This window comes from Corynebacterium sp. 335C (genome assembly GCF_053525695.1).
Window position 1 is genome coordinate 884,836 of record NZ_JASTTB010000001.1, and the last position, 19,537, is coordinate 904,372.

A 19,537-nucleotide genomic window follows, 5' to 3' on the forward strand; every position below is an offset into this window, starting at 1 on the left:
CCTGGGGTGAGCAGGCGCCCCGGGGGCGCACCCGATGACGAGGTCGAAGCACATGAACCACAGGCCGGCAGTCCGCACCGTGCGGCACGACATCAACGAGAAGCCGTTCATCGTCATCTGGGAGGTGACGCGCGCCTGCGGCCTGGTGTGCCGGCACTGCCGCGCCGACGCCCAGCACGAGCCGCACCCGGACCAGCTGACCACGGAGCAGGGCAAGGACCTCATCGACCAGCTGGCGTCATACGAGCGGCCGCTGCCGCTGGTCGTGTTCACCGGCGGCGACCCGTTCGAGCGCGACGATCTGGAGGAGCTGGTCGAGTACGCCACAGGCAAGGGCCTCAACGTGTCCCTGTCGCCGTCCGTGACGCCTAAGCTGACGGCGGAGCGCGTCGCCCGCCTGCACGAGCTGGGCGGCAAGGCCATGTCCATGTCCCTCGACGGGGCGACGGCGGCGACGCACGACCGCTTCCGCGGCTTCAGCGGCACCTTCGAGAAGACCGTGGCGATGGCGCCGAACATCACCGGCGCCGGCTTCCGCCTGCAGATCAACACCACCCTCACCTCCGGCAACATCCACGAGGCGCCGTCGCTGCTGAAGCAGGTCATCGAGATGGGCGCGAAGATGTGGTACGTCTTCTTCCTCGTCCCGACCGGCCGCGGCGCGGACCTCGGCGCCCTGACCCCGGCGCAGCGCGAGGACGTCCTCAACTGGCTGGCGGACATCGCCGACCGCATCGCCATCAAGACGACGGAGGCGCCGCAGTACCGCCGCGTCGTCCTGCAGCGCCGGAAGGCGAAGGAGGAGGGCCGCCCGGGCTACGAGGGCGGCGAGCTCTACCGCTGGCTGACCGCGGAGACGACGAAGCTGCTGGGCGCCCACCCGGAGAAGCCGCGCCCGCCACGGCCGCCGATGGCGGTGAACTCCGGCTCCGGCTTCGCGTTCATCGACCACGTCGGCGACGTCTACCCGAACGGCTTCCTGCCGATGCACTGCGGCAACGTGAAGCGGACGCACTTCCGCGACATCTACGCCGAGTCCCCCGTGTTCAAGGCGCTGCGCGACCCCGACCACTGGCACGGCAAGTGCGCGGTGTGCGAGTTCCACGGCGTGTGCGGAGGCTCACGCTCCACCGCCTACGCGATGACGGGCGACTACCGCGCCTCCGATCCGACGTGCGCGTACATCCCGCCGCGGTGGGCGGAGATGCGCGCCGCCGGCGAGGTCGCCGCGGACGACCCGGGCGTCGACCGCGACGCCCTGGCCCTGCTGAACTCCGGTGATTCGCTGACGGCCGCGGGGCTCACCGCCGCGCAGGGCCGCGTCGACGCCCCCGAGGTCGCCGACGACGGCGACGGCCCGGTGCACCTGCCGACGCCGCACCGCCGCACCCACGACCCCGCCGCGTAGGAGTTCCGCGCACCGGCCGCCGGTGCGAGCCCGCGTCACCGCGCGATACGTGACGACGTCACCCGCCGCAGCTCCCGCCCCTCCCCCGGGGCGGGGGCCGCGGCGGGTTTTCGCGTGCGCGAGGGGGTCGGCCGCGGAAGTCCGGGCGCCCCCGCAGGGTGCCCCAACGGGGCTTTCGAACACCTGGCCGGAAATGCGACGGACGACGGGCAGGCGATGTCGGCCCCGTCGTTAACCTCCGGGGCATGGCCCGCCCACGAGGCAAGCGTCCGGTGAGTCACGAGGACCGAATGCCCCGGACCGCGGACCGTCGCCCACGGGGCGGCCCCGCCCCGTGTTCGTCACTCCGATCCTTCCGGATCACCCCGAAGTAAGGGGCAGTGGGCTCCGCAGCGCGCAACCCATTCGATTCCGCAACCGACGTAATGGACGGCATTCCGTCCACCTGCTCGCGAAAGGGCATCATGACCGACAACAACCATCCCCCCATGCCGAACGGCGACGCGAACCCGTACGGCAACGCCGGAGGCCCCGGCAACCCCGCCAATGCCGGAGGCCCCGCCTACGGCGGCGGCCAGCAGCAGCCCCAGGTGGTCTACGTCCAGAAGCCGGAGAAGCCCTGGTACAAGAAGCCCGGCTGCCTGATCCCGCTGATCCTGGTCGCCCTGTTCATCCTGGTCATCGGCGGATGCGCGGTGGGGCTCGGCACCGCGGTGAACGAGGTCGACAAGGAGATGAACGCCGAGCACACGGTGACCTACCAGATCGACGGGGAGGCGGTCGACGCGACCGCCATCTACAACGTCGGCGAGACGAACTCCGTCCAGGACACCGGCCTGAACGCCGGCTGGTCGAAGGACGTGACCGTCTCCGGATTCTGGGGAGCCCAGCTGTCCGTCACCAACGGCCCCGGCTCCACCGGGTCCATCACCTGCCGCATCCTCGAAAACGGCGAGGTCCTGTCCGAGAACACGGCGACCGGCGAATTCGCCACCGCCACCTGCTCCGCCGACTTCGTCGGCGAGGACACCAAGTAGCACCGGGCCCGGGCGCGGGAGGTCCCGCGCCCGGGCCCCGCGTCCCCTTCCGGTTCACGGCAGCCCCGGTTCCCCGGGGCCGAATGGAAAAGACGATGCCCGAACAGCAGGCGCCCCACGCGGGCGCGGGCGGATACCCGTTCCTCGACGCCAATCCGCGTTTCGACCAGTATCCGGATCCCTATGCGCCGGCGCCCTCCCCCGTGCCGGCCGTACCGCAGGAGCCCCGTCCCACGGAGCCGATCGCTCCGGCCTGCGGCGGAATCCGGAGGCCCGGCACCGCGAGCACCGTCATGCTCTGGATCGGCGTCATCTGCGGCGCGGCCTGGATTTTCGGCGCCTCCCCCGCCGAGGGCACGGAGCAGTTCATCGGCTTCATCCTGCTGGGCATCGGCGCCCTGCTCGGCTGCGGATGGACGCTGAAGCGCCGCTCCGACGACAAGCGGGCGCTGAAGGCGTGGATGGACGACGAGCGGCACCGGCGGGAGCTCCTCGCGATGCTCGGCCCGGACGACGCGATCGTCCGCGACAGCCTCGTCCCCCAGGCGCCGCCGGAGCCCGCCGATCGGATGTGGCGGGTGCTCGGCCCCGTCGTGGTGCTGTTCGTCCTGGTCGGCCTCTACCTCATCGGATAGGCGCGCAATCGGATAGGCGCGTCCTCCGCGCGGGCCGACGCCCCGGCCGGATTTCCGGCCGGGGCGTCGTCATGCGGGCCGCGCGGGTCCCGCCGTCACGCACGCGATGCGCGACGTGCGGGAGGCGGATCAGCGCGGCGCGAGGTGCGGGCCGTAGGCGTCGCGGTTCTTCTCGACGAAGCCGTCGATGGCCGGGCACGTCGGGATGATGGTGTCGCCGGCGGCGATGGACTGGTCGAGGGCCTCCTTGATGAGTACCTTCGACAGGCCCTTGCCCTGGTACGCGTCGTCGACCTCGGTGTGGGTGAGGTTGCGGACGCCGTTGCCGCGGACATAGTCGATGAGCCCGGCGTGCTCGCCGTCGACCAGGAGGACGAAGCAGTCGTTCTCCGCGTCGTCGCGGACCTCGGTGCGGATGTCGTCGGTCATGTCGTGCATCCTTTCGTTGAGGGAAGGTTCGGGGACGTGGCCCCGACCCTAGCCGCGCGGGCGTTTGGTGAGGTGCGGGACCAGTGCGGGACGGGAGGCGGTGGCGGCGGCGCGGAGGGGGCCGGCTAGTCCGGTCTTCGCAGGTGGGGGGCACTATTTGAACTCGGGGCTCTCGGTGCGGGAGCGCTTCAGCTCGAAGAAGTGCGGGTAGGAGCCCAAGGCGACGGCGCCGTCGAAGATCTTCCCGGCCTCCTCGCCGCGCGGGATGCGGGTCAGCACCGGGCCGAAGAAGGCGGTCTCGCCGAGCTTGACGACGGGCGTGCCGACCTCGTCGCCGACCGCGTCCATCGCGCCCTGGTGGTAGGCGCGCAGGTCCTCGTCGTACTCCTCCGAGTGGGCGACGTCGAAGCGCTCGGCCGGCAGGCCGGCCTCGGCGAGGGAGGCCCTGATGATGTCGTCGTAGACGTGCTCCGGCTCGATGCCCTCGCGGTTGACCGGCCCCTCGTTGTGAATCTTCGTGCCCATGATGGTGTACAGGTCGTCGAGCTTGTCCTCGCCGTCGTTCTTCGCGACGGCGGTGAAGACGCGGGCCGGCGCCCAGTTGGAGCGCATGAGCTCCTTGTACTCCTCCGGCAGCTCGTCGCGGCCCTGGTTCAGGACGGAGAGGGACATCGGCTGCCAGCGGACGTCGATGTCGCGGACCTGCTCGACCTCGCGGATCCAGCGGGAGGTGATCCAGCAGAAGGGGCAGGAGACGTCGAACCAGAAGGTGACCTGCTCGCGGGTGGCCATGACGGGGAGTCCTTTCATCGGAGTTCGTTTTCCGGGTTCGACCCTATCAACGATCACCAATAGTTGTCACGTCATGTTTTGTGGGGCTTATCACCGCTTCGCCCCCCTCCCCGACGGCTTCGACGATGCGGCGGACGGAGCCGGCGACGGCGGGACGGGCCGGGAGGACCGTCACCGCACCCGGGGCCCCGACCCGACGGCGCGGGCCGCCGCCGCCAGATACTCGCTCCACGTCGGCCAGGCGGACTCCTCGTGCCCGACCTCGCTGTCGAGGTAGCGCAGCCGGCCGGTCTCCACGTCGACGGCGATGAAGTCGCCGGCGCCGCCGTCGGCCAGCGGCACGAAGCGTGGAAGCCACATGTCGTCGTCGATGTCGCCGCCGTCGCGCAACCCGGCGAGCGCCTCCCATTCCGCGATGATGCGGTCGCAGCCCATCGGGACCTCGTAGACGTCCTCGGGGTTGTCGTCGCCGAGGGCGTCGAACATGTCGCCCTCCGGCACGCCGTCGTGGAGCAGCAGGGACTCCCGCACGTCGTCGGGCAGGGCGGCGCCGATCACCTCCTCGATCCTGTCGACGTCCGCCTCGGACGCCGGCGGACGGGTGGACGGGACGGCGGCCGCGATGGCGCGCCACGACTGCGCGATGCTCATGGCGCCGATCTAATTTCCCCGGGCAACGTTCCGCAAGGGTGAATCCGGAGCCGCGCGTACCGCGGCACCAGCCGGGGCGGGTGCCGTCGTCACGCGACACGCGCGGCGACGCGCGCACCCGCACCCGGCCGCACCACCGCACCCCGCGCGACGCCGCGCCGCTACCCTGGGGCGGAGGCACCCGGCGCCCCGCCGGGCCCGCCGCCGCCGACCGCGGCGGCGGCCCCCCGCACGCGCCCGACGAACGAAGGAGACCCCACGTGAGCTCGAAGAACCTGACCCGCGACGAGGCGCGCGCCCGCGCCGACCTGCTCGAGGTCCGCAACTACGGCATCGACCTCGACTTCACCGGCGCCGGCGACGGGGCGGAGACGTTCCGCTCCGTCACCACCGTGTCGCTGACCGCCCGGCGCGACGGGTCGACGTTCCTGGACCTGCGCGACGCCGACGTCCGCTCCGTCACCGTCGACGGCGAGGACGCCACCGAGGCGGCGGCCTACGACTCCGACCGGGGCATCGCGCTGGAGCTCACCGCCGGCGACCACGAGGTCGTCGTCGACGCCGACTGCCGCTACACCACCATCGGCCAGGGCATCCACCGCTTCACCGACCCGGCCGACGACGAGACGTACCTGTACTCCCAGTTCGAGACCGCCGACGCCAAGCGCGTCTTCGCCTGCTTCGACCAGCCCGACCTCAAGGCCACCTACGACATGGCCGTCACCGCCCCGGCGGCGTGGACCGTCGTCTCCAACTCCGAGCCCGAGGTGGAGGACGCCGGCGACGGCGCCCGCGTCCACCGCTTCCGCGTCGGCGTGCCGCTGTCGACGTACCTCGTCGCCTTCTGCGCCGGCCCCTGGCACGAGGTGCGCGACGAGTGGTCCGGCGCGATCGCCCCGCACCCGGAGACCCCGCGCGAGCACCAGCCCGACGGCGAGCTGACCATCCCGCTGGGCCTGTTCTGCCGCCAGTCCCTGAAGGAGCACCTCGACGCCGACGTGCTGTTCCGGGAGACGAAGGAGGGCTTCGACTTCTACGCCCGCCACTTCGGCGAGCCCTACCCCTTCGGCAAGTACGACCAGATCTTCTGCCCGGAGTACAACATGGGCGCGATGGAGAACGCCGGCTGCGTCACCATCCGCGACGAGTACCTGTTCCGCTCCCGCACCACCGGCTACCTGTACGAGCGCCGCAACGACACCATCCTCCACGAGATGGCGCACATGTGGTTCGGCGACCTGGTGACCATGGAGTGGTGGGACGACCTGTGGCTCAACGAGTCCTTCGCCACCTGGACCGCCGCGGCGGCGCAGGTGGAGGTCTCCGAGTACTCCCGCGCGTGGGCGACGTTCTGCAACGTCGAGAAGGCGTGGGCCTACCAGCAGGACCAGCTGCCGTCGACGCACCCCATCGCCGCCGACGCCGGCGACATCGACACCGTCGAGCAGAACTTCGACGGCATCACCTACGCCAAGGGCGCCAGCGTCCTGAAGCAGCTGGTCGCCTACGTCGGCGAGGAGGCGTTCCTCGCCGGCGCCCGCCTGCACTTCGCCCGCCACCGCTTCGCCAACGCCACCTTCGACGACCTGCTCGCCGCGATGTCGGAGACCTCCGGCCGCGACCTGTCCGGGTGGGCCGGGCAGTGGCTGACGACGACGGGCATCAACACCCTCACCCCCGAGTTCGAGCGTGACGACGAGGGCCGCTACTCCTCCTTCCGCATCCGCCAGGAGGGCGCCGAGCCGGGTGCCGGCGAGCTGCGCGACCACCGCGTGGCCGTCGGCGTCTACGAGCTGCGCGGCGTCGGCGAGGGCGAGGCGCTGGTGCGCGTCGCCCGCGAGGAGATCGACGTCACCGGCGAGCTCACCGACGTGCCGGCGCTGGTCGGCCTGCAGGCCGGCGACGTCGTCCTGGTCAACGACGACGACCTCACCTACTGCCTCATGGGCCTCGACGAGCGCTCCCTGGAGACCGTCGTCGGCCACATCGGCGCCTTCCGCGACCCGATGCCGCGCACCCTGGCGTGGTCGGCGGCGTGGCAGATGACCCGCGGCGGCCGCATGCGCGCCCGCGACTTCATGGACCTGGTGCTGCGCGGCTCCACCGCCGAGGACCAGGTGGCGGTGCTGGAGCGCGTGCTCGCGCAGGCCGTGCAGGCGGCCGTGCTGTACGCCGACGCGGACTGGGCGAAGGCCACCGGCATCCCGTCGCTGGCCACCGGCCTGCTGGCGTCGGCGCGGGCGGCGGAGCCGGGCTCCGACGCGCAGCTGTCCTACGTCAAGGCCCTGGCGATGCTGCCGGCCGGCGGCACCTCCCCCGCGATCCTCGACGCGTTCCGCTCCATCCACGCCGGCCACCCGGCGACCGCGGGCCTGGCGGGCCTGGCGGTCGACGAGGAGATGACGTGGCGCGCCCTCACCGTCCTGGTCGCCGCCGGCGAGCTCGGCGACGACGCCATCGATGCGGCCGAGGCGGCCGACAAGTCCGCCGCCGGCCGCCAGTTCGCCGCGAAGGCCCGCGCCGCCCGCCCTTTCGCGGAGAAGAAGGCTGAGGTCTGGGAGGGCCTGACCGCCACCGGCGCCGACGCCGTCAGCAACCTCCAGGCCCGCCACATGCTCGCCGGCTTCACCGCCCCGGGCTCCGCGGAGCTCCTCGCCGGCGCCGGCTTCACGGACCGCTACTTCGACGAGGCCCTGGGCTGGTGGGACGCGTTCTCCTCCGAGACCGCCGCCAACCTGCTGGAGGGCCTGTTCCCCTCGTGGGAGATCGACCAGGCCATCGTCGACCGGGCCCGCGCGCTCGCCGACGACGACGCCACCCCGGGCGCGGTGCGCCGCATCCTGTCCGAGCAGGCCGACCAGGTCGCCCGCGCGCTGCGCAACCGCGCCGTCGACGCGGAGTAGGCGCGCCCCGGTCGCCGGGCCGCAGCCTGGTCGCCCGATTGCGCCCCGTCCCCTCCCCCGGCGCCCCGGCGTCCCCGCACCCCGCGGGGAGGCCGGGGCGCCGGCACGTACCCTGGGGGCATGACCAGCCCCCAGTACAGCGATTTCTACAACGAGGTCGGCCCGGAGACCTTCGACCGCATGGTCGCGGGCTTCTACCGGCGCGTGCGCGAGGACGACATCCTCGGCCCCATGTACCCGGCCGACGACTGGGAGGGCGCGGAGGAGCGCCTCCGCGGCTTCCTGGAGCAGTACTGGGGCGGGCCGAAGGACTACTCGGAGCAGCGCGGCCACCCGCGCCTGCGGATGCGTCACATGCCCTTCGCCATCGACTCCGCCGCCCGCGACCGCTGGCTGGAGCTCATGTCCGCGTCGCTCGCGGAGATTCCGCAGTCGGAGCTTGACGACGCGCACCGCGCGGCGATCTGGGACCACATGGTCCGCGTCGCCGACTTCATGATCAACCGACCGGGCTGACGGGCGGCGGAACCGGATCCCGCTGCAGGCCGCCCGGCGGGACACCGGGCGGGACCTACAGCGGCAGGACGCCGCCGATGCCGGCGGACGCGAAGACCGATCCGAAGCGGCCGTCGATGCGCAGGTGCCGGCCGCGGACGGACACGCGCACCGGCTCGTCCTCCGTGGGCTCGGCGGGGATGAAGCCCAGGCCGCACAGGGCGAAGACCTCGCGCATGGTCACGGCGGCGGTCTCGCCGGCGTTCGCGGCTGCGTCCTCGCCGGCGTTCGCGGCTGCGGGCGCGCCGGCGGACGACTCGTCCGCGTCGTCGCCCTCCCCCGGCTCGTCGCCGACGGAGACGGTGAGGACCTCCTGGTCCAGCAGCGACGGCGGCAGGCCCATCGGCCCCGACTCCTCCGCCGCGACGCCGCGGGCGCGGGCCTCCAGGTCGCGCAGCACCGCGGCGGGGACGACGTCGACGGCCCGGTAGCCGCCGGTCGGCGGCAGCGCCCCCGGCCACGACGCATCGGCCGCGCCGCCGCACCGCAGCACCACGTCGCCCCGGTCGTCGGCGGAGCCGGACTCCGCGTCGGCCGTCAGCGCGGACAGCACCGTCGCCGCGCGGACCGCCATGTCCGGCCGCGACGGCGTCACGTCGAGCGCCCGCACCCCGACCGGATCGAAGGGGGTCGTGGTCCAGACGTCGCAGCGGGCGCCGTCGTCACGCGGATGCACCCGCAGCAGCGCGTTGGCGTCCATCGCGACGGCGCGCTGCGTCAGCGCGCGGAGGTTGCGGGCGGCGGGGCCGCGGGCGCCTCCGGGCAGCGTCAGCTCCTCATTCACCGGCGGCCTCCCCCGACGCGAACGGCGCCAGCGCCTTGCGGTTGGCGGGCGTCAGCTCCAGCGGGCTGGCGTGGTCGCGGTCGACGACGACCATGACCAGGGTGACGACGGCGGTGACGTTCTCGTGCTGGTCCAGCACCGTCTGCCGCAGCGTGTAGGAGGTGCGGCCCATCGCCGTGATCTCCGTGTCGACGTGGACCTCCCGCGTGTCCGGCAGCACCGGGCGCAGGTAGTCGATCTCGACGTGGCGGACGACCGACGGCGGGAAGCCCTGCCCGGCGAGGCGCTCCTCCACCAGGACCCGGCGGCCCTCCTGGGCGTACTCCAGGAAGACGGCGTTGTTGGCGTGGCCGTAGCGGTCGAAGTCCGTCCAGCGGACGGGGACCGTAACGCGGAACGGGGTCGTTCGGGACATCGGGGTTCCTCCTGCAGGTCGTGTGCGCCCCATTGTGCCGCAGGCCCCGCGGGCGGGCTGCCGGTCCGGCGGTTCGCGCCGGTCCTGCGGGTGCGGCCGGGCCGGGGCCGCCGGCGCACCCGGATGCGCGGGTTCGACGGGCCCGGCGGCGCCCCGGCCGTCTCCGGGCACGCGAACGCCCCGGACGCGCGGGGGCGTCCGGGGCGGTGCGGGGTCCGCTAGCGGGTCAGCTTGCGATGGGTGACGCGGGACGGGCGGGCCGCGTCGGGGCCGAGGCGCTCGACCTTGTTCTTCTCGTAGCCCTCGAAGTTGCCCTCGAACCAGAACCACTGGCCCTCCTCGACGTTGCCCTCCCACGCGAGGATGTGGGTGCAGGTGCGGTCGAGGAACCAGCGATCATGGGAGATGACCACGGCGCAGCCCGGGAACGCCTCGAGCGCGTTCTCCAGGGAGCCGAGGGTCTCGACGTCCAGGTCATTGGTCGGCTCATCCAGCAGGATCAGGTTGCCGCCCTGCTTCAGGGTCAGCGCCAGGTTCAGGCGGTTGCGCTCGCCGCCGGAGAGCACCTTCGCCGGCTTCTGCTGGTCCGGGCCCTTGAAGCCGAACGCCGACAGGTAGGCGCGCGACGGCATCTCGTTCTGGCCGACGTGGATGTAGTCCAGGCCGTCGGAGACGACCTCCCACACCGTCTTCTCGCCGTCGATGTTCTCGCGGCCCTGGTCGACGTAGGACAGCTTGACCGTCTGGCCGACCTTCACCTCGCCGGCGTCCGGCTGCTCCAGGCCGACGATGGTCTTGAACAGCGTGGACTTGCCGACGCCGTTCGGGCCGATGACGCCGACGATGCCGTTGCGCGGCAGCGTGAACGACAGGTCCTTGATGAGGGTGCGGCCGTCGAAGCCCTTGTCCAGGTTCTTCACCTCGACGACCTGGTTGCCCAGGCGCGGCGGGGTCGGGATCTGGATCTCCTCGAAGTCGAGCTTCTTGTACTGCTCGGCCTCCTCCACCATCTGCTCGTAGCGCTCCAGGCGGGCCTTGTTCTTCGCCTGGCGGGCCTTCTGGCCGGAGCGGACCCACGCCAGCTCGTCCTTCAGGCGCTTCTGCAGCTTCTGGTCCTTCTTGCCGGCGACCTCGAGGCGCTCGGCCTTCTTCTCCAGGTAGGTGGAGTAGTTGCCCTCGTACGGGTAGAGCTTGCCGCGGTCGACCTCGCAGATCCAGCCCGCGATGTTGTCCAGGAAGTAGCGATCGTGGGTCACGGCGAGGACGGCGCCCGGGTAGTCCTTCAGGTGGCGCTCCAGCCACAGCACCGACTCGGCGTCGAGGTGGTTGGTCGGCTCGTCGAGGAGCAGCAGGTCCGGCTCCGACAGCAGCAGCTTCGCCAGGGCGACGCGGCGGCGCTCGCCGCCGGAGAGGTGAGTGACCGGCTCATCCGCCGGCGGGCAGCGCAGCGCGTCCATGGCCTGCTCGATCTTGGAGTCGATCTCCCAGGCGTCGGCGGCGTCGAGCTCCTCCTGGAGCTTGCCCATCTCCTCCATCAGCTCGTCGGTGTAGTTGGTCGCCATCTCCTCGGCGATCGCCTCGAACCGCTGCTTCTTCTCGAAGATGTCGCCGAGGCCCTCCTCGACGTTGCCGCGCACCGTCTTCTCCTCGTTCAGCGGCGGCTCCTGCAGCAGGATGCCGACGGTGGCGCCCGGCTCCAGGAACGCCTCGCCGTTGGAGGGCTGGTCCAGCCCGGCCATGATCTTCAGGATCGAGGACTTGCCGGCGCCGTTCGGGCCGACGACGCCGATCTTGGCGCCCGGGTAGAACGCCATGGTGACGTTGTCCAGGATGACCTTGTCGCCGTGCGCCTTGCGCACGTTCTTCATCTGGTAGATGAACTCTGCCATGGTTGGATGAACCCCACTTTCACCTTCGTTTCGGCCGCTTCCGCGGATGCCGCGGCGGGCCGGACAATCCTCCCCGACGATACGCACCGCCCCGGGAATGAACAACGTGGCGGGCGGCCCGCCGGCCCCTGCGCCGACCGGCTCCGGCGGGCCGCTGGAGCGGGGTCAGAACGGCGCGACGGCGGGCTCCTTCCCCGGCGCCTCCGCCGACTCCTCCAGTGCAACGCCGCCGCCGTCGGCGGTGTTCCCCGTCATGTCATTCGGGCCGTCCGCGCCCTCCGCGTCGCCGGACTCCCCCGCCCGCTGCAGGACGCCGGTCTCCGCGTCCGCGAACGACGGCGAGTACGCCGCGGCCTCCGGCGCCGGGCCCGGCAGGTCGGAGCGGCCGGGCGCCGCGGCCGCGCCGGAGCCCTCGCCCGCGCCCGGCGCGGCGTCGCCCCACGCGTCGGTCTCCCGGCGCACGCGCGTCACCGCGACCTCCGCGCGCCGCAGGTCGGGGCCGACGGCGATCGCGCGGAGCCGCATCTTCGACCGCGGGTTGCCCTCCTTGTCCTCCCACCGGCTGGTGTCCAGCCGGCCGTGGACGACGACGGCCATGCCCTTGCGCAGGGAGGCGACGACGTTGCGGGCCATGTCGTCCCAGCACTCGACCTCCAGGAACGTCGTCTCGCCGGACTTCCACTCCCCGTCGACGCGGCGGTTGCGGGACGACGCGACGGTGAAGCGGGCCAGCGACACCCCGTCCTTCACGTCGTGGATGGTCGGGTGGGCGGTGAGGTTGCCCAGGATGGTGACGGTGGACAGGGACATGCGGTGCCTCCTCGGCGTTCGGTCGCGGGCCGGCCCTCCCCGGGGCCGTCCCCGCCTCCGATGGTCGCCGCGCCGCCCGGCCCCGGAAACGGCGGAGCCCCGGGCCGTGGACGGATCCTCCCGAGGGGAAGACCGTCCACGGTCCGGGGTCCGGCGCGGGTTGCGGCGCCTGCGGCGATCAGCGGCGCTTGCGCACGCCCTCCGAGCCGATGGGGTTGCCCAGGTGCACCTCGTGCTCGCGGTCGACCTCGGTGGCGTAGTACGCCTCCTCCTCCGCGGTCCGCTGGCCGCCGGCGCGGGCGGCGAGCATCTCGTTGTAGGCCGTCAGCTCGGCGTCGCCGTCGCGCTCGGCGCGGCGGTCGTAGCGCTTGGCCTCGCGGCGGTCGGCGGCGAGCCACTGGAACGACAGGGCGATGGTGACGATGAAGAGCGGGATCTCGCCCATCGCCCATGCGATGGCGCCGCCGACGTTCTGGTCCTGCAGCAGGTCGACGTGCCACGGCAGGCCGAGGGAGGAGTAGTAGTCGGCGGCCAGCGGGGCCTGCATCTGCATCAGGGTGATGCCGAACCAGGCGTGGAACGGCAGCGAACCCATGAGCGTCACCAGCTTCACCGACTCCGGGATCTGCTGCGGCGCGGCGTCGATGCCGATGATCACCCAGTAGAAGATGTAGCCCGAGATGAGGAAGTGGATGTTCATGAACAGGTGGCCGGCGTGCTCGTCGGCCAGCCAGTCGTACAGGCCGGTGAAGTAGAGCAGGTAGAAGCCGGCGACGAACTGGACGGTCGCGACGGCGGGGTTGGTGAGGAACCGCGACACCGGGTTGTTGATAAACACGACCAGCCACTCGCGGATGCCCGGCACGCCCGTGCGGCCGGCGGGCCTGAGGGCGCGCAGCGCCAGGGTCATGGGGCCGCCGAGCACCAGCATGACCGGGATGGCCATGGAGTACAGCATGTGCGCCAGCATGTGGACGCTGAACTGCGCCGGCATGTACACGCCCAGCGCGGAGGAGGACGTGAAGAGCAGGAGGAAGCAGCCGCCGAGCCACCACAGGGTGTTCTGCAGCGGCCACTCGCCGCCGCGCTTCTTCAGCTGCCGCAGCCAGTACAGGTAGATCCAGGCGGCGATGATGGCGGCGGAGCCGAAGAAGATGTCGAAGCGGAAGGTCGTGAACATCGCCTCCCACCCGAACGGGATGTCGAGGTTGTAGCCGAGCTTGACCTCCATCTGGGAGATCTCCGGCAGGACGTCGGTGCCGCCGGCCTGGCCCGCGTAGTTCGGGGGCGGGGGCGTGCGGCCCAGCGCGACGGCGACGCCGACGGTCAGCGCCATGATGAGCACCTCGACGGCGGCGAAGCGGCGGAAGGCGCGGGAGTCGCCGCGCTCGGAGATCGCGGGCAGCGTCACCTGGCGGTGCAGGTAGCCGAACAGGCCCAGCACGACGACGGCGAAGAACTTGACCACGACGAGGATGCCGTAGTTGTTCGTGAACAGGTCGCCCCACGACACGTTGATGCCGGCGTTGATGACGCCGGAGACGGTCATGGCGACGAACGCCACCAGCGCCACGAAGCTGTAGCGGCGGGAGACGACCTGCAGGTGCTCGCCGCGGCGGCGGGCGTGGCCGATGAGGGCCATGAGGCCGCCGACCCAGAAGACGGTGAAGGTCAGGTGCCAGATGTAGGAGTTCGTGCCGTAGTCGTGGTTGCCGCCGGTGGCGTTGTGGCTGACGACGGCCAGCGGCATCATCGACACGAGCGAGACGGCGAAGAACACCGGCTGCCACACCCACTTGCGGGTCAGGGCGGAGAAGAACGCCGTGCACAGGGCGAAGATGGCGACCCACAGCCAGGCGACGGCCTCGCTGACCTGCTCCAGCGCGAGCGACCACGCGGCGGGGCGGATGGTCTCCGACAGGGGCTGACCGGAGACGTCGGAGAGGACCAGCGGGATCTGCAGCAGGGCGATGCCGCCCCAGCCGACCAGCGCCCACGTCCCCGTGCGGGACGCCGCCCAGCCGTCGAGGTCGAGGGTCCCGTCGTCACGCCACTTGGTGCCGAACGCGGCGAGCATGAAGGAGCCGGTGGCCAGCGCGGCGAGCATCTCGCCGCCGGCCTTCGCGGCGGGGAACCCGAACGTGGTGAGCACGCCCGGGTCCGGCACGCCGAGCGTCGACCGGGACTCCATGTTGAACAGCAGCGACAGCGCGCCGGCCATCGCCGCGGCGGCCACGGCGAAGGCGGCGTACCAGTACCAGCTGCGGCGGACGGACCGGCCGCCGCTCCCCTGCGCGGTTCCCCCGTCCCCCGGCCGGGTGGCGCCGGGTGACGTCCTCGTTGCACGCGTCATGTCCCCCAGGGTACGCCCGGCCCCCTGTCCCTTCGCCCCCGGGAGAGGGCCCGCGCTAGGATTCCCGGGCATGCCTCCGTAGCTCAGTGGATGAGAGCAGCCGGCTTCTACCCGGACGGTCGCGGGTTCGAATCCTGCCGGGGGCGCCGCGCACGCGGGGTCCCCGGTGCGCGCGGGGTGCGCAGGTGATGTGCTGTGCGACGGCCCCCGCGCCGCTCCGTGGGCCCCGCTAGTGCTGCGACACGGCCTTCAGGCCGATGATGCCGCCGATGATCATAGCGATGAACAGGCCCTTCAGCGGCGTGAGCCCCTCCTGGCCGGTGGCGATGGACCACGCGACCGTCAGCGTGGCGCCGACGCCGACCCACACGGCGTAGCCGGTGCCGACGGGCAGGGCGCGCAGGGCGTAGGCGAGGCCCGCCATGCTGATGAGCATGCCGACGACGAAGACGACCGTCGGCCAGAAGCGGGTGAAGCCCTCCGACTTGCCGAGCGCGACGGCCCACACGGCCTCGAAGACGCCCGACGCGATGAGGATGAACCAGTGCATGAAGTGTCCCTCCCGGGATCCCCGTCTTGTCGTCGTCCGGGTACGGGTGGCCTCGTCCGGGAGGGGCGCTGACTCGGTGCGCCGCCTCGGGCGCCGAGGCTAGCAGGGGCGCGCGACGGGCCCGCGGGCCGGGACGGGTCGCGGCGCCGCCGCGGGGCGGGACGGGCCACGGGCCCCGGCCGGGGGATGCGGGCCGGGGCGGGTGCCGTCGTCACGCGATGCGGGGTGCGGACCCGGGCCCTACCCGGCCTCGTCGAGCCCCGTGATGTGGCCCTTCTCCGGGCCCTGGCCCTCCATCGCGCGGTCCATCTCCCCGTGCAGCGCGGCCCGGTCGGCGGGGGCGGTGCGCGGGTCGCCGGTGACGGCGATCCAGCCGTCGATGATCTCGTCGGCGTAGTTGTGGCCGTAGCCGTCGGGCACCTCCGCCGCACCCGCCAGATCCGCGCTGACCTGCCAGAAGGTGACGAAGAAGCGCCACTCCATCGACGGCGACCGGGCGGGGCCGGGCGCCTCCGCCAGCCAGTCGGGGCGGTTCCAGATGAGCGCCGGGGACCACCACACCACCGGGTCGGTGTCGTGCTGCATGTAGAGGATGCGGAAGTCCGGCCACTCCGGGTCGCGGGCCCGGCGGATGGCGTCGTCGCCGCTGACGGCGAAGCGGACGCCCGACATGTCGGGGCCCTCCGGCCGCACCTCGGGGCTCGCGGGCCGGCGGCGCTCCGTGAACCAGCGGTGGATGTCGTTGCCCTGCGGCGGGCCGACCATCAGCACGCCGTCCGGCAGCAGGCCCGTCGGCCACATCGACGTCAGCCCCGCCTCGACGCCCTGGGTGCCCAGCGACTCTCCGTAGAGGTACAGCTTCGGCCGCTCCCCCTCCGGGATGCCCGCCCACCAGGCGGCGACGGCGGCGACGAGCTCCCGGGACGGGTCGGCGGCGATGTTGCGGTCGACGAAGACGGACAGGGCGCTGGGCAGCACGCCGTACTGGGCGCTGACGATCGCGGTGTCGCCGTCGTGGAGCAGCTCGAACGCCTGCGCCGAGACGGGGTTGGCCCAGCCGGTGCCGGTGACCGGCATGATCATCACGGCCTCCCGGGAGGCGGCGCCGGTGCGCTCCAGCTCCCGGACCAGCAGATCGGCGCGCTCCCTCATCGTGTCGCCGTTGCCCAGCCCGGCGTAGAGGCGGATGGGCTCCTCCGCGGGGCGGCCGGTGACCCGTTCCAGCTCGCCGGCGTAGAGGCCGTCGGCGATGAAGCGGGAGCCCTCGTAGCCCAGGCCGTCCCAGTCGACGGCGGAGCCGGGGCCGGCGGCGCGCTCCGGCACCGCGGGCTTCTCCAGGTCCTGCCGGTAGGTGAGGTTCTGGTCGATGAAGTACGGCTCCGCCAGCCGCACGCCGACCGACGGCATCACGCTGCCCACCAGGAGGGTGAGGACCACGGCGACGGCGGTCCACGACGCGCCGACGGCCGCCGACTCCCCCAGCCCGGCGCGGCGGGCCAGCGCCGCCATCGCGTCCGCCCACGCGGCGAGGCCGCGGGCGGCGACGAGGAGGAGCCAGAACACCAGCAGCGACGTCGGCAGCGCCAGCAGCACGTGCCAGAGCCCGGGCAGCGGCTTCGCCATCTCCTGCGCCAGCTCCCGCTGCCAGCCGATGGACGCCCACAGGGAGCCGGCGATCACGGCGACGAGCATGACGACGCCCGCGACCTGGGCCCACGACGCGACGGTCTCCCGGTGCAGACGGCCCGGCAGAGCGGAGCGGAGGCGGGCGCGGGCGGATTCCCGGGCGCGGCGCACCCGGTCCGAGCGGGCCAGCGCCCGACCCAGCGCGGTCCAGGCGCGGTGCAGCACGACGCCCGTCGCGTAGCCCATCGCGGCGGCGATGCCGGCGACGAGCCCCTGGTAGAACCACGTGCGCGGCAGCAGCGACGGCGTGTACGCGGACGCCGCCGCGAGTGCGGCGACGACGAGCCCGACGAGGTCGTACTCCCGGAACAGCTGCGGCCGGCTGCCCACCGCGATGGCCTTCTCCATGGTGAACAATATTGCCGCATGCCACGGGCGGGTTCCCCTGGGGCCGCCGGAATCCGGGGGATTCCGGACACGGGTCTAGAATCCGATCCGAAAGGAACACGTTTCCCTTCCCTCTCCTCATCTTCACCCAGTTCGGAGTACGGCCATGTTCCGCAATCGTCTGCCGCGGGCCGCGGCTCTCGCCGCCGCCCTCGTCCTGTCCGCCCCCTCCGTCGCCGGTGCTGCACCCTCCCGGCCCGGGCCGCCCGGCCTGCCCGGGTCGGACCAGCTGCCCGTCCCCTCGTCGTCCACCCCGGAGCTGCCCGGCTCCGATGCGGCGCCGTCCCTGCCGGGCTCCGGTTCCCTGCCGGGCCTCCCCGGCTCGGACTCCCTGCCGGGCTCGTCGCAGGGTGCCCCGTCCATCGACCGCGGCACTCCCCCGGCGGGTTCCGTGCGCGCCGGCTGGTCGGCGCCCGGCCCGCATCCCGTCGCCGCGGAGACGGAGCCGTCGGACTGCCGGAGCCTGGCGGTGCGGATCTACAACCGCATCGTCACCGAGCAGCACGGCGTGCTGGAGGAGCCGCAGTGCTACGACGTGTTCCCCAACGGCACCCAGCCGCCGGCGGGCACGAAATGGCTCATGCCCGCCGACCTCGCCGAGGGCGAGAAGGCGCCGCTCATCGTCCTGTCCCCCGGCATCGCCGGGCAGCCGGGCCACCAGGACCGCATCGCCCGCCACCTCGCCTCCCACGGCTACGTCGTGGTGGTCGGCTTCACCTTCGTCAACTGGTTCGGCGCCCAGGTGAACATCGGCGCCCTGGCCGCCGCGGCGGCCGCGGAGGACGCGTCGCACCCGCTGCACGGCCACATCGACTTCTCCCGCACCGGCCTGGTCGGCCACTCCGCCGGCGGCGGCGCCGTGCTGTCGATGTCGTCGGCGCTGGAGCGCATCCTCGGCCCCGTCATCCCGGACCTGCACGTCGGCGGCGTCGTCGCGCTGATGCCGGGGCCCGGCGACTTCGGCCTGGCCACCCCGCCCGGCACCGCGCCCACGCTGGTCGCCGTCGCGGAGCACGAGTCGATGGTCCCGCACGGCCTGTCGCGGCAGCGCTACGACCAGCTGGCCGGCCCCGGCTGGTGGGTGGAGATGCGCGACACGTACCACGGCACCGCCCTGGACATCGTTCCGAACACCCCGGTCGGCGGCCTGACCCTGTCGTTCCTCGACGCCCAGCTGCGCGGCGACGTCCGCGCGGAGACGCTGTACGAGGGCCCGGCGTGGACGCTGCCGTCCGACCCGGAGCTGATGGACGTCGAGCGCAACGCCGCCGCCGGCGGGTAGCACACCGCCGCGCCCGCCCGTCCGTGCCGTCCCCGGCGGTATCATCGGGCCGTTCCCGGAAACACCCCACCGACGGAAAGGACCGCGATGGCGCTGCCCGCACCCGACAGGCGCATGAGGGCGGTGGTGACCGGCGCCTCGTCCGGCATCGGCCGCGCCCTGGCCCGTGAACTGGCCCGCAGGGGCCACCACCTGATCCTGGTGGCCCGCTCGGAGGACAAGATGCGGGCGCTGGCGGAGGAGGTGAGCGCCGCCCACGGCGTCGTCGCCGAGGTCCGCCCCTGCGACCTCTCCGACCCGCAGGCGCGCGCGGAGTTCCTGCGGGAGCTCGACGCCGATTCCGTCTCCGTCATGGTGAACTGCGCGGGCATCGCGACGTTCGGCCGCTTCCAGGATCTGGACCAGGACTACGAGCGCCGGCAGTTCGAGCTCAACGCGACGGCGGTGTTCGAGCTGACGCAGGCCGTCGTCACGCCGATGGTCGCGCGCGGCTCGGGCGCGATCCTCAACGTCGGCTCCGCGGCCGGCACCACCGTCATCCCGAACAACGCGACGTACGTGGGCACGAAGGCGTTCGTGAACACGTTCACGGAGGCGCTGCACTACGACCTGAAGGGCACGGGCGTGCACTGCACGCTGCTGGCGCCGGGTCCGGTGCGCCCGGACGAGCGCGACGACGGGGCGAACGAGGTGGACGAGGCGGTCCCGGACTTCCTGTGGACCGGCACGGAGGACTGCGCGCGCGACAGCATCGCGGCGCTGGACGCGAACCGCCTGCGGGTGGTCCCGGGCATCCTCAGCAAGGGCATGAACGGCGCCGGCACGTACCTGCCCCGGCGCCTGCTCGCCCCCATCATCGGCAGGTTCTACGAGGGGATGGCGCAGCAGTGAGCGACGGCGCGAACGGCACGAACGACGGCAACGGCAACGGCGCGGGCAACGGCCTGCCCGCGAAGTACGACCGCATCGTG

17 protein-coding genes, 1 tRNA gene and 1 riboswitch are annotated in these 19,537 nt (G+C 72.6%); of the genes, 8 read left to right on the plus strand and 10 right to left on the minus strand.

Features of this window, described 5'->3' with window-relative positions:
- Positions 1 to 52 precede the first annotated feature (52 nt).
- The 3 genes from QQS41_RS03720 (at position 53) to QQS41_RS03730 (ending at position 3,080) form a co-directional block, all read left to right on the plus strand.
- The gene (locus QQS41_RS03720; RefSeq protein ID WP_448851333.1) at positions 53 to 1,408 is read left to right on the plus strand and encodes a TIGR04053 family radical SAM/SPASM domain-containing protein; all 1,356 of its coding nucleotides are present in this window, start codon (positions 53 to 55) and stop codon (positions 1,406 to 1,408) included.
- A gap of 464 nt (positions 1,409 to 1,872) precedes the next feature.
- Entirely contained in the window at positions 1,873 to 2,445 is a 573-nt protein-coding gene (locus QQS41_RS03725; RefSeq protein ID WP_448851334.1) for an MmpS family transport accessory protein, read from the plus strand.
- 293 nt (positions 2,446 to 2,738) lie between these two features.
- Positions 2,739 to 3,080, plus strand: coding sequence for a hypothetical protein (locus QQS41_RS03730; RefSeq protein ID WP_448851335.1), 342 nt, complete (start codon positions 2,739 to 2,741; stop codon positions 3,078 to 3,080).
- 129 nt (positions 3,081 to 3,209) lie between these two features.
- Here the strand turns inward: QQS41_RS03730 and QQS41_RS03735 are convergent, their stop codons facing one another.
- The 3 genes from QQS41_RS03735 to QQS41_RS03745 all read right to left on the minus strand — a co-directional run bounded on the left by QQS41_RS03735 (position 3,210) and on the right by QQS41_RS03745 (position 4,952).
- Positions 3,210 to 3,509 carry a GNAT family N-acetyltransferase gene (locus QQS41_RS03735; RefSeq protein ID WP_448851336.1) on the minus strand — a complete coding sequence of 100 codons (300 nt, stop codon included), beginning with the start codon at positions 3,507 to 3,509 and terminating at the stop codon, positions 3,210 to 3,212.
- A 153-nt stretch (positions 3,510 to 3,662) separates the two neighbouring features.
- Positions 3,663 to 4,301: a mycothiol-dependent nitroreductase Rv2466c family protein gene (locus QQS41_RS03740; RefSeq protein WP_448851965.1), complete on the minus strand. Its 639-nt coding sequence runs from the start codon at positions 4,299 to 4,301 to the stop codon at positions 3,663 to 3,665.
- 171 nt (positions 4,302 to 4,472) lie between these two features.
- Positions 4,473 to 4,952, minus strand: a complete 480-nt coding sequence (locus QQS41_RS03745; RefSeq protein WP_448851337.1) for an SMI1/KNR4 family protein — start codon at positions 4,950 to 4,952, stop codon at positions 4,473 to 4,475.
- Positions 4,953 to 5,212: 260 nt separating this feature from the next.
- Here QQS41_RS03745 and pepN point away from each other — a divergent pair, with 260 nt between their 5' ends.
- Both pepN and QQS41_RS03755 read left to right on the plus strand, forming a co-directional pair.
- Positions 5,213 to 7,855 (plus strand): aminopeptidase N, encoded by a 2,643-nt coding sequence (pepN, locus tag QQS41_RS03750; protein WP_448851338.1) that lies wholly within the window; start codon positions 5,213 to 5,215, stop codon positions 7,853 to 7,855.
- Positions 7,856 to 7,975: 120 nt separating this feature from the next.
- Positions 7,976 to 8,371, plus strand: a complete 396-nt coding sequence (locus QQS41_RS03755) for a globin (protein WP_448851339.1) — start codon at positions 7,976 to 7,978, stop codon at positions 8,369 to 8,371.
- A gap of 55 nt (positions 8,372 to 8,426) precedes the next feature.
- Here the strand turns inward: QQS41_RS03755 and QQS41_RS03760 are convergent, their stop codons facing one another.
- The 5 genes from QQS41_RS03760 to QQS41_RS03780 form a co-directional block, all read right to left on the minus strand.
- The gene (locus tag QQS41_RS03760) at positions 8,427 to 9,194 is read right to left on the minus strand and encodes a hypothetical protein (RefSeq protein ID WP_448851340.1); all 768 of its coding nucleotides are present in this window, start codon (positions 9,192 to 9,194) and stop codon (positions 8,427 to 8,429) included.
- On the minus strand, positions 9,187 to 9,609 hold the full coding sequence (locus QQS41_RS03765; RefSeq protein WP_448851341.1) for an acyl-CoA thioesterase: 423 nt from the start codon (positions 9,607 to 9,609) through the stop codon (positions 9,187 to 9,189). The genes QQS41_RS03760 and QQS41_RS03765 overlap by 8 nt, the downstream gene beginning before the upstream one ends.
- A gap of 218 nt (positions 9,610 to 9,827) precedes the next feature.
- On the minus strand, positions 9,828 to 11,498 hold the full coding sequence (gene ettA / locus QQS41_RS03770) for an energy-dependent translational throttle protein EttA (protein ID WP_448851342.1): 1,671 nt from the start codon (positions 11,496 to 11,498) through the stop codon (positions 9,828 to 9,830).
- A 165-nt stretch (positions 11,499 to 11,663) separates the two neighbouring features.
- Positions 11,664 to 12,308: a single-stranded DNA-binding protein gene (locus QQS41_RS03775; protein ID WP_448851343.1), complete on the minus strand. Its 645-nt coding sequence runs from the start codon at positions 12,306 to 12,308 to the stop codon at positions 11,664 to 11,666.
- 178 nt (positions 12,309 to 12,486) lie between these two features.
- Complete coding sequence (locus QQS41_RS03780; protein WP_448851344.1) at positions 12,487 to 14,661, minus strand: cytochrome c oxidase assembly protein; 2,175 nt, start codon at positions 14,659 to 14,661, stop codon at positions 12,487 to 12,489.
- A gap of 72 nt (positions 14,662 to 14,733) precedes the next feature.
- Here QQS41_RS03780 and QQS41_RS03785 point away from each other — a divergent pair.
- Positions 14,734 to 14,807: transfer RNA gene (locus QQS41_RS03785), tRNA-Arg, on the plus strand.
- 83 nt (positions 14,808 to 14,890) lie between these two features.
- Here the strand turns inward: QQS41_RS03785 and QQS41_RS03790 are convergent.
- Positions 14,891 to 15,211 (minus strand): DMT family transporter, encoded by a 321-nt coding sequence (locus QQS41_RS03790; protein ID WP_448851345.1) that lies wholly within the window; start codon positions 15,209 to 15,211, stop codon positions 14,891 to 14,893.
- 17 nt (positions 15,212 to 15,228) lie between these two features.
- Positions 15,229 to 15,299, minus strand: a riboswitch (guanidine-III (ykkC-III) riboswitch).
- A 152-nt stretch (positions 15,300 to 15,451) separates the two neighbouring features.
- Complete coding sequence (locus QQS41_RS03795; protein ID WP_448851346.1) at positions 15,452 to 17,245, minus strand: alpha/beta-hydrolase family protein; 1,794 nt, start codon at positions 17,243 to 17,245, stop codon at positions 15,452 to 15,454.
- 145 nt (positions 17,246 to 17,390) lie between these two features.
- On the opposite strand from QQS41_RS03795, the gene QQS41_RS03800 reads away from it, so the two are divergent.
- Both QQS41_RS03800 and cmrA read left to right on the plus strand, forming a co-directional pair.
- Positions 17,391 to 18,566 (plus strand): poly(ethylene terephthalate) hydrolase family protein, encoded by a 1,176-nt coding sequence (locus QQS41_RS03800; RefSeq protein ID WP_448851347.1) that lies wholly within the window; start codon positions 17,391 to 17,393, stop codon positions 18,564 to 18,566.
- An 87-nt stretch (positions 18,567 to 18,653) separates the two neighbouring features.
- A complete protein-coding gene (gene cmrA, locus QQS41_RS03805; protein ID WP_448851348.1) occupies positions 18,654 to 19,457 on the plus strand; it encodes a mycolate reductase in 804 nt (267 codons plus the stop codon).
- The last annotated feature ends 80 nt before the right edge of the window (positions 19,458 to 19,537 follow it).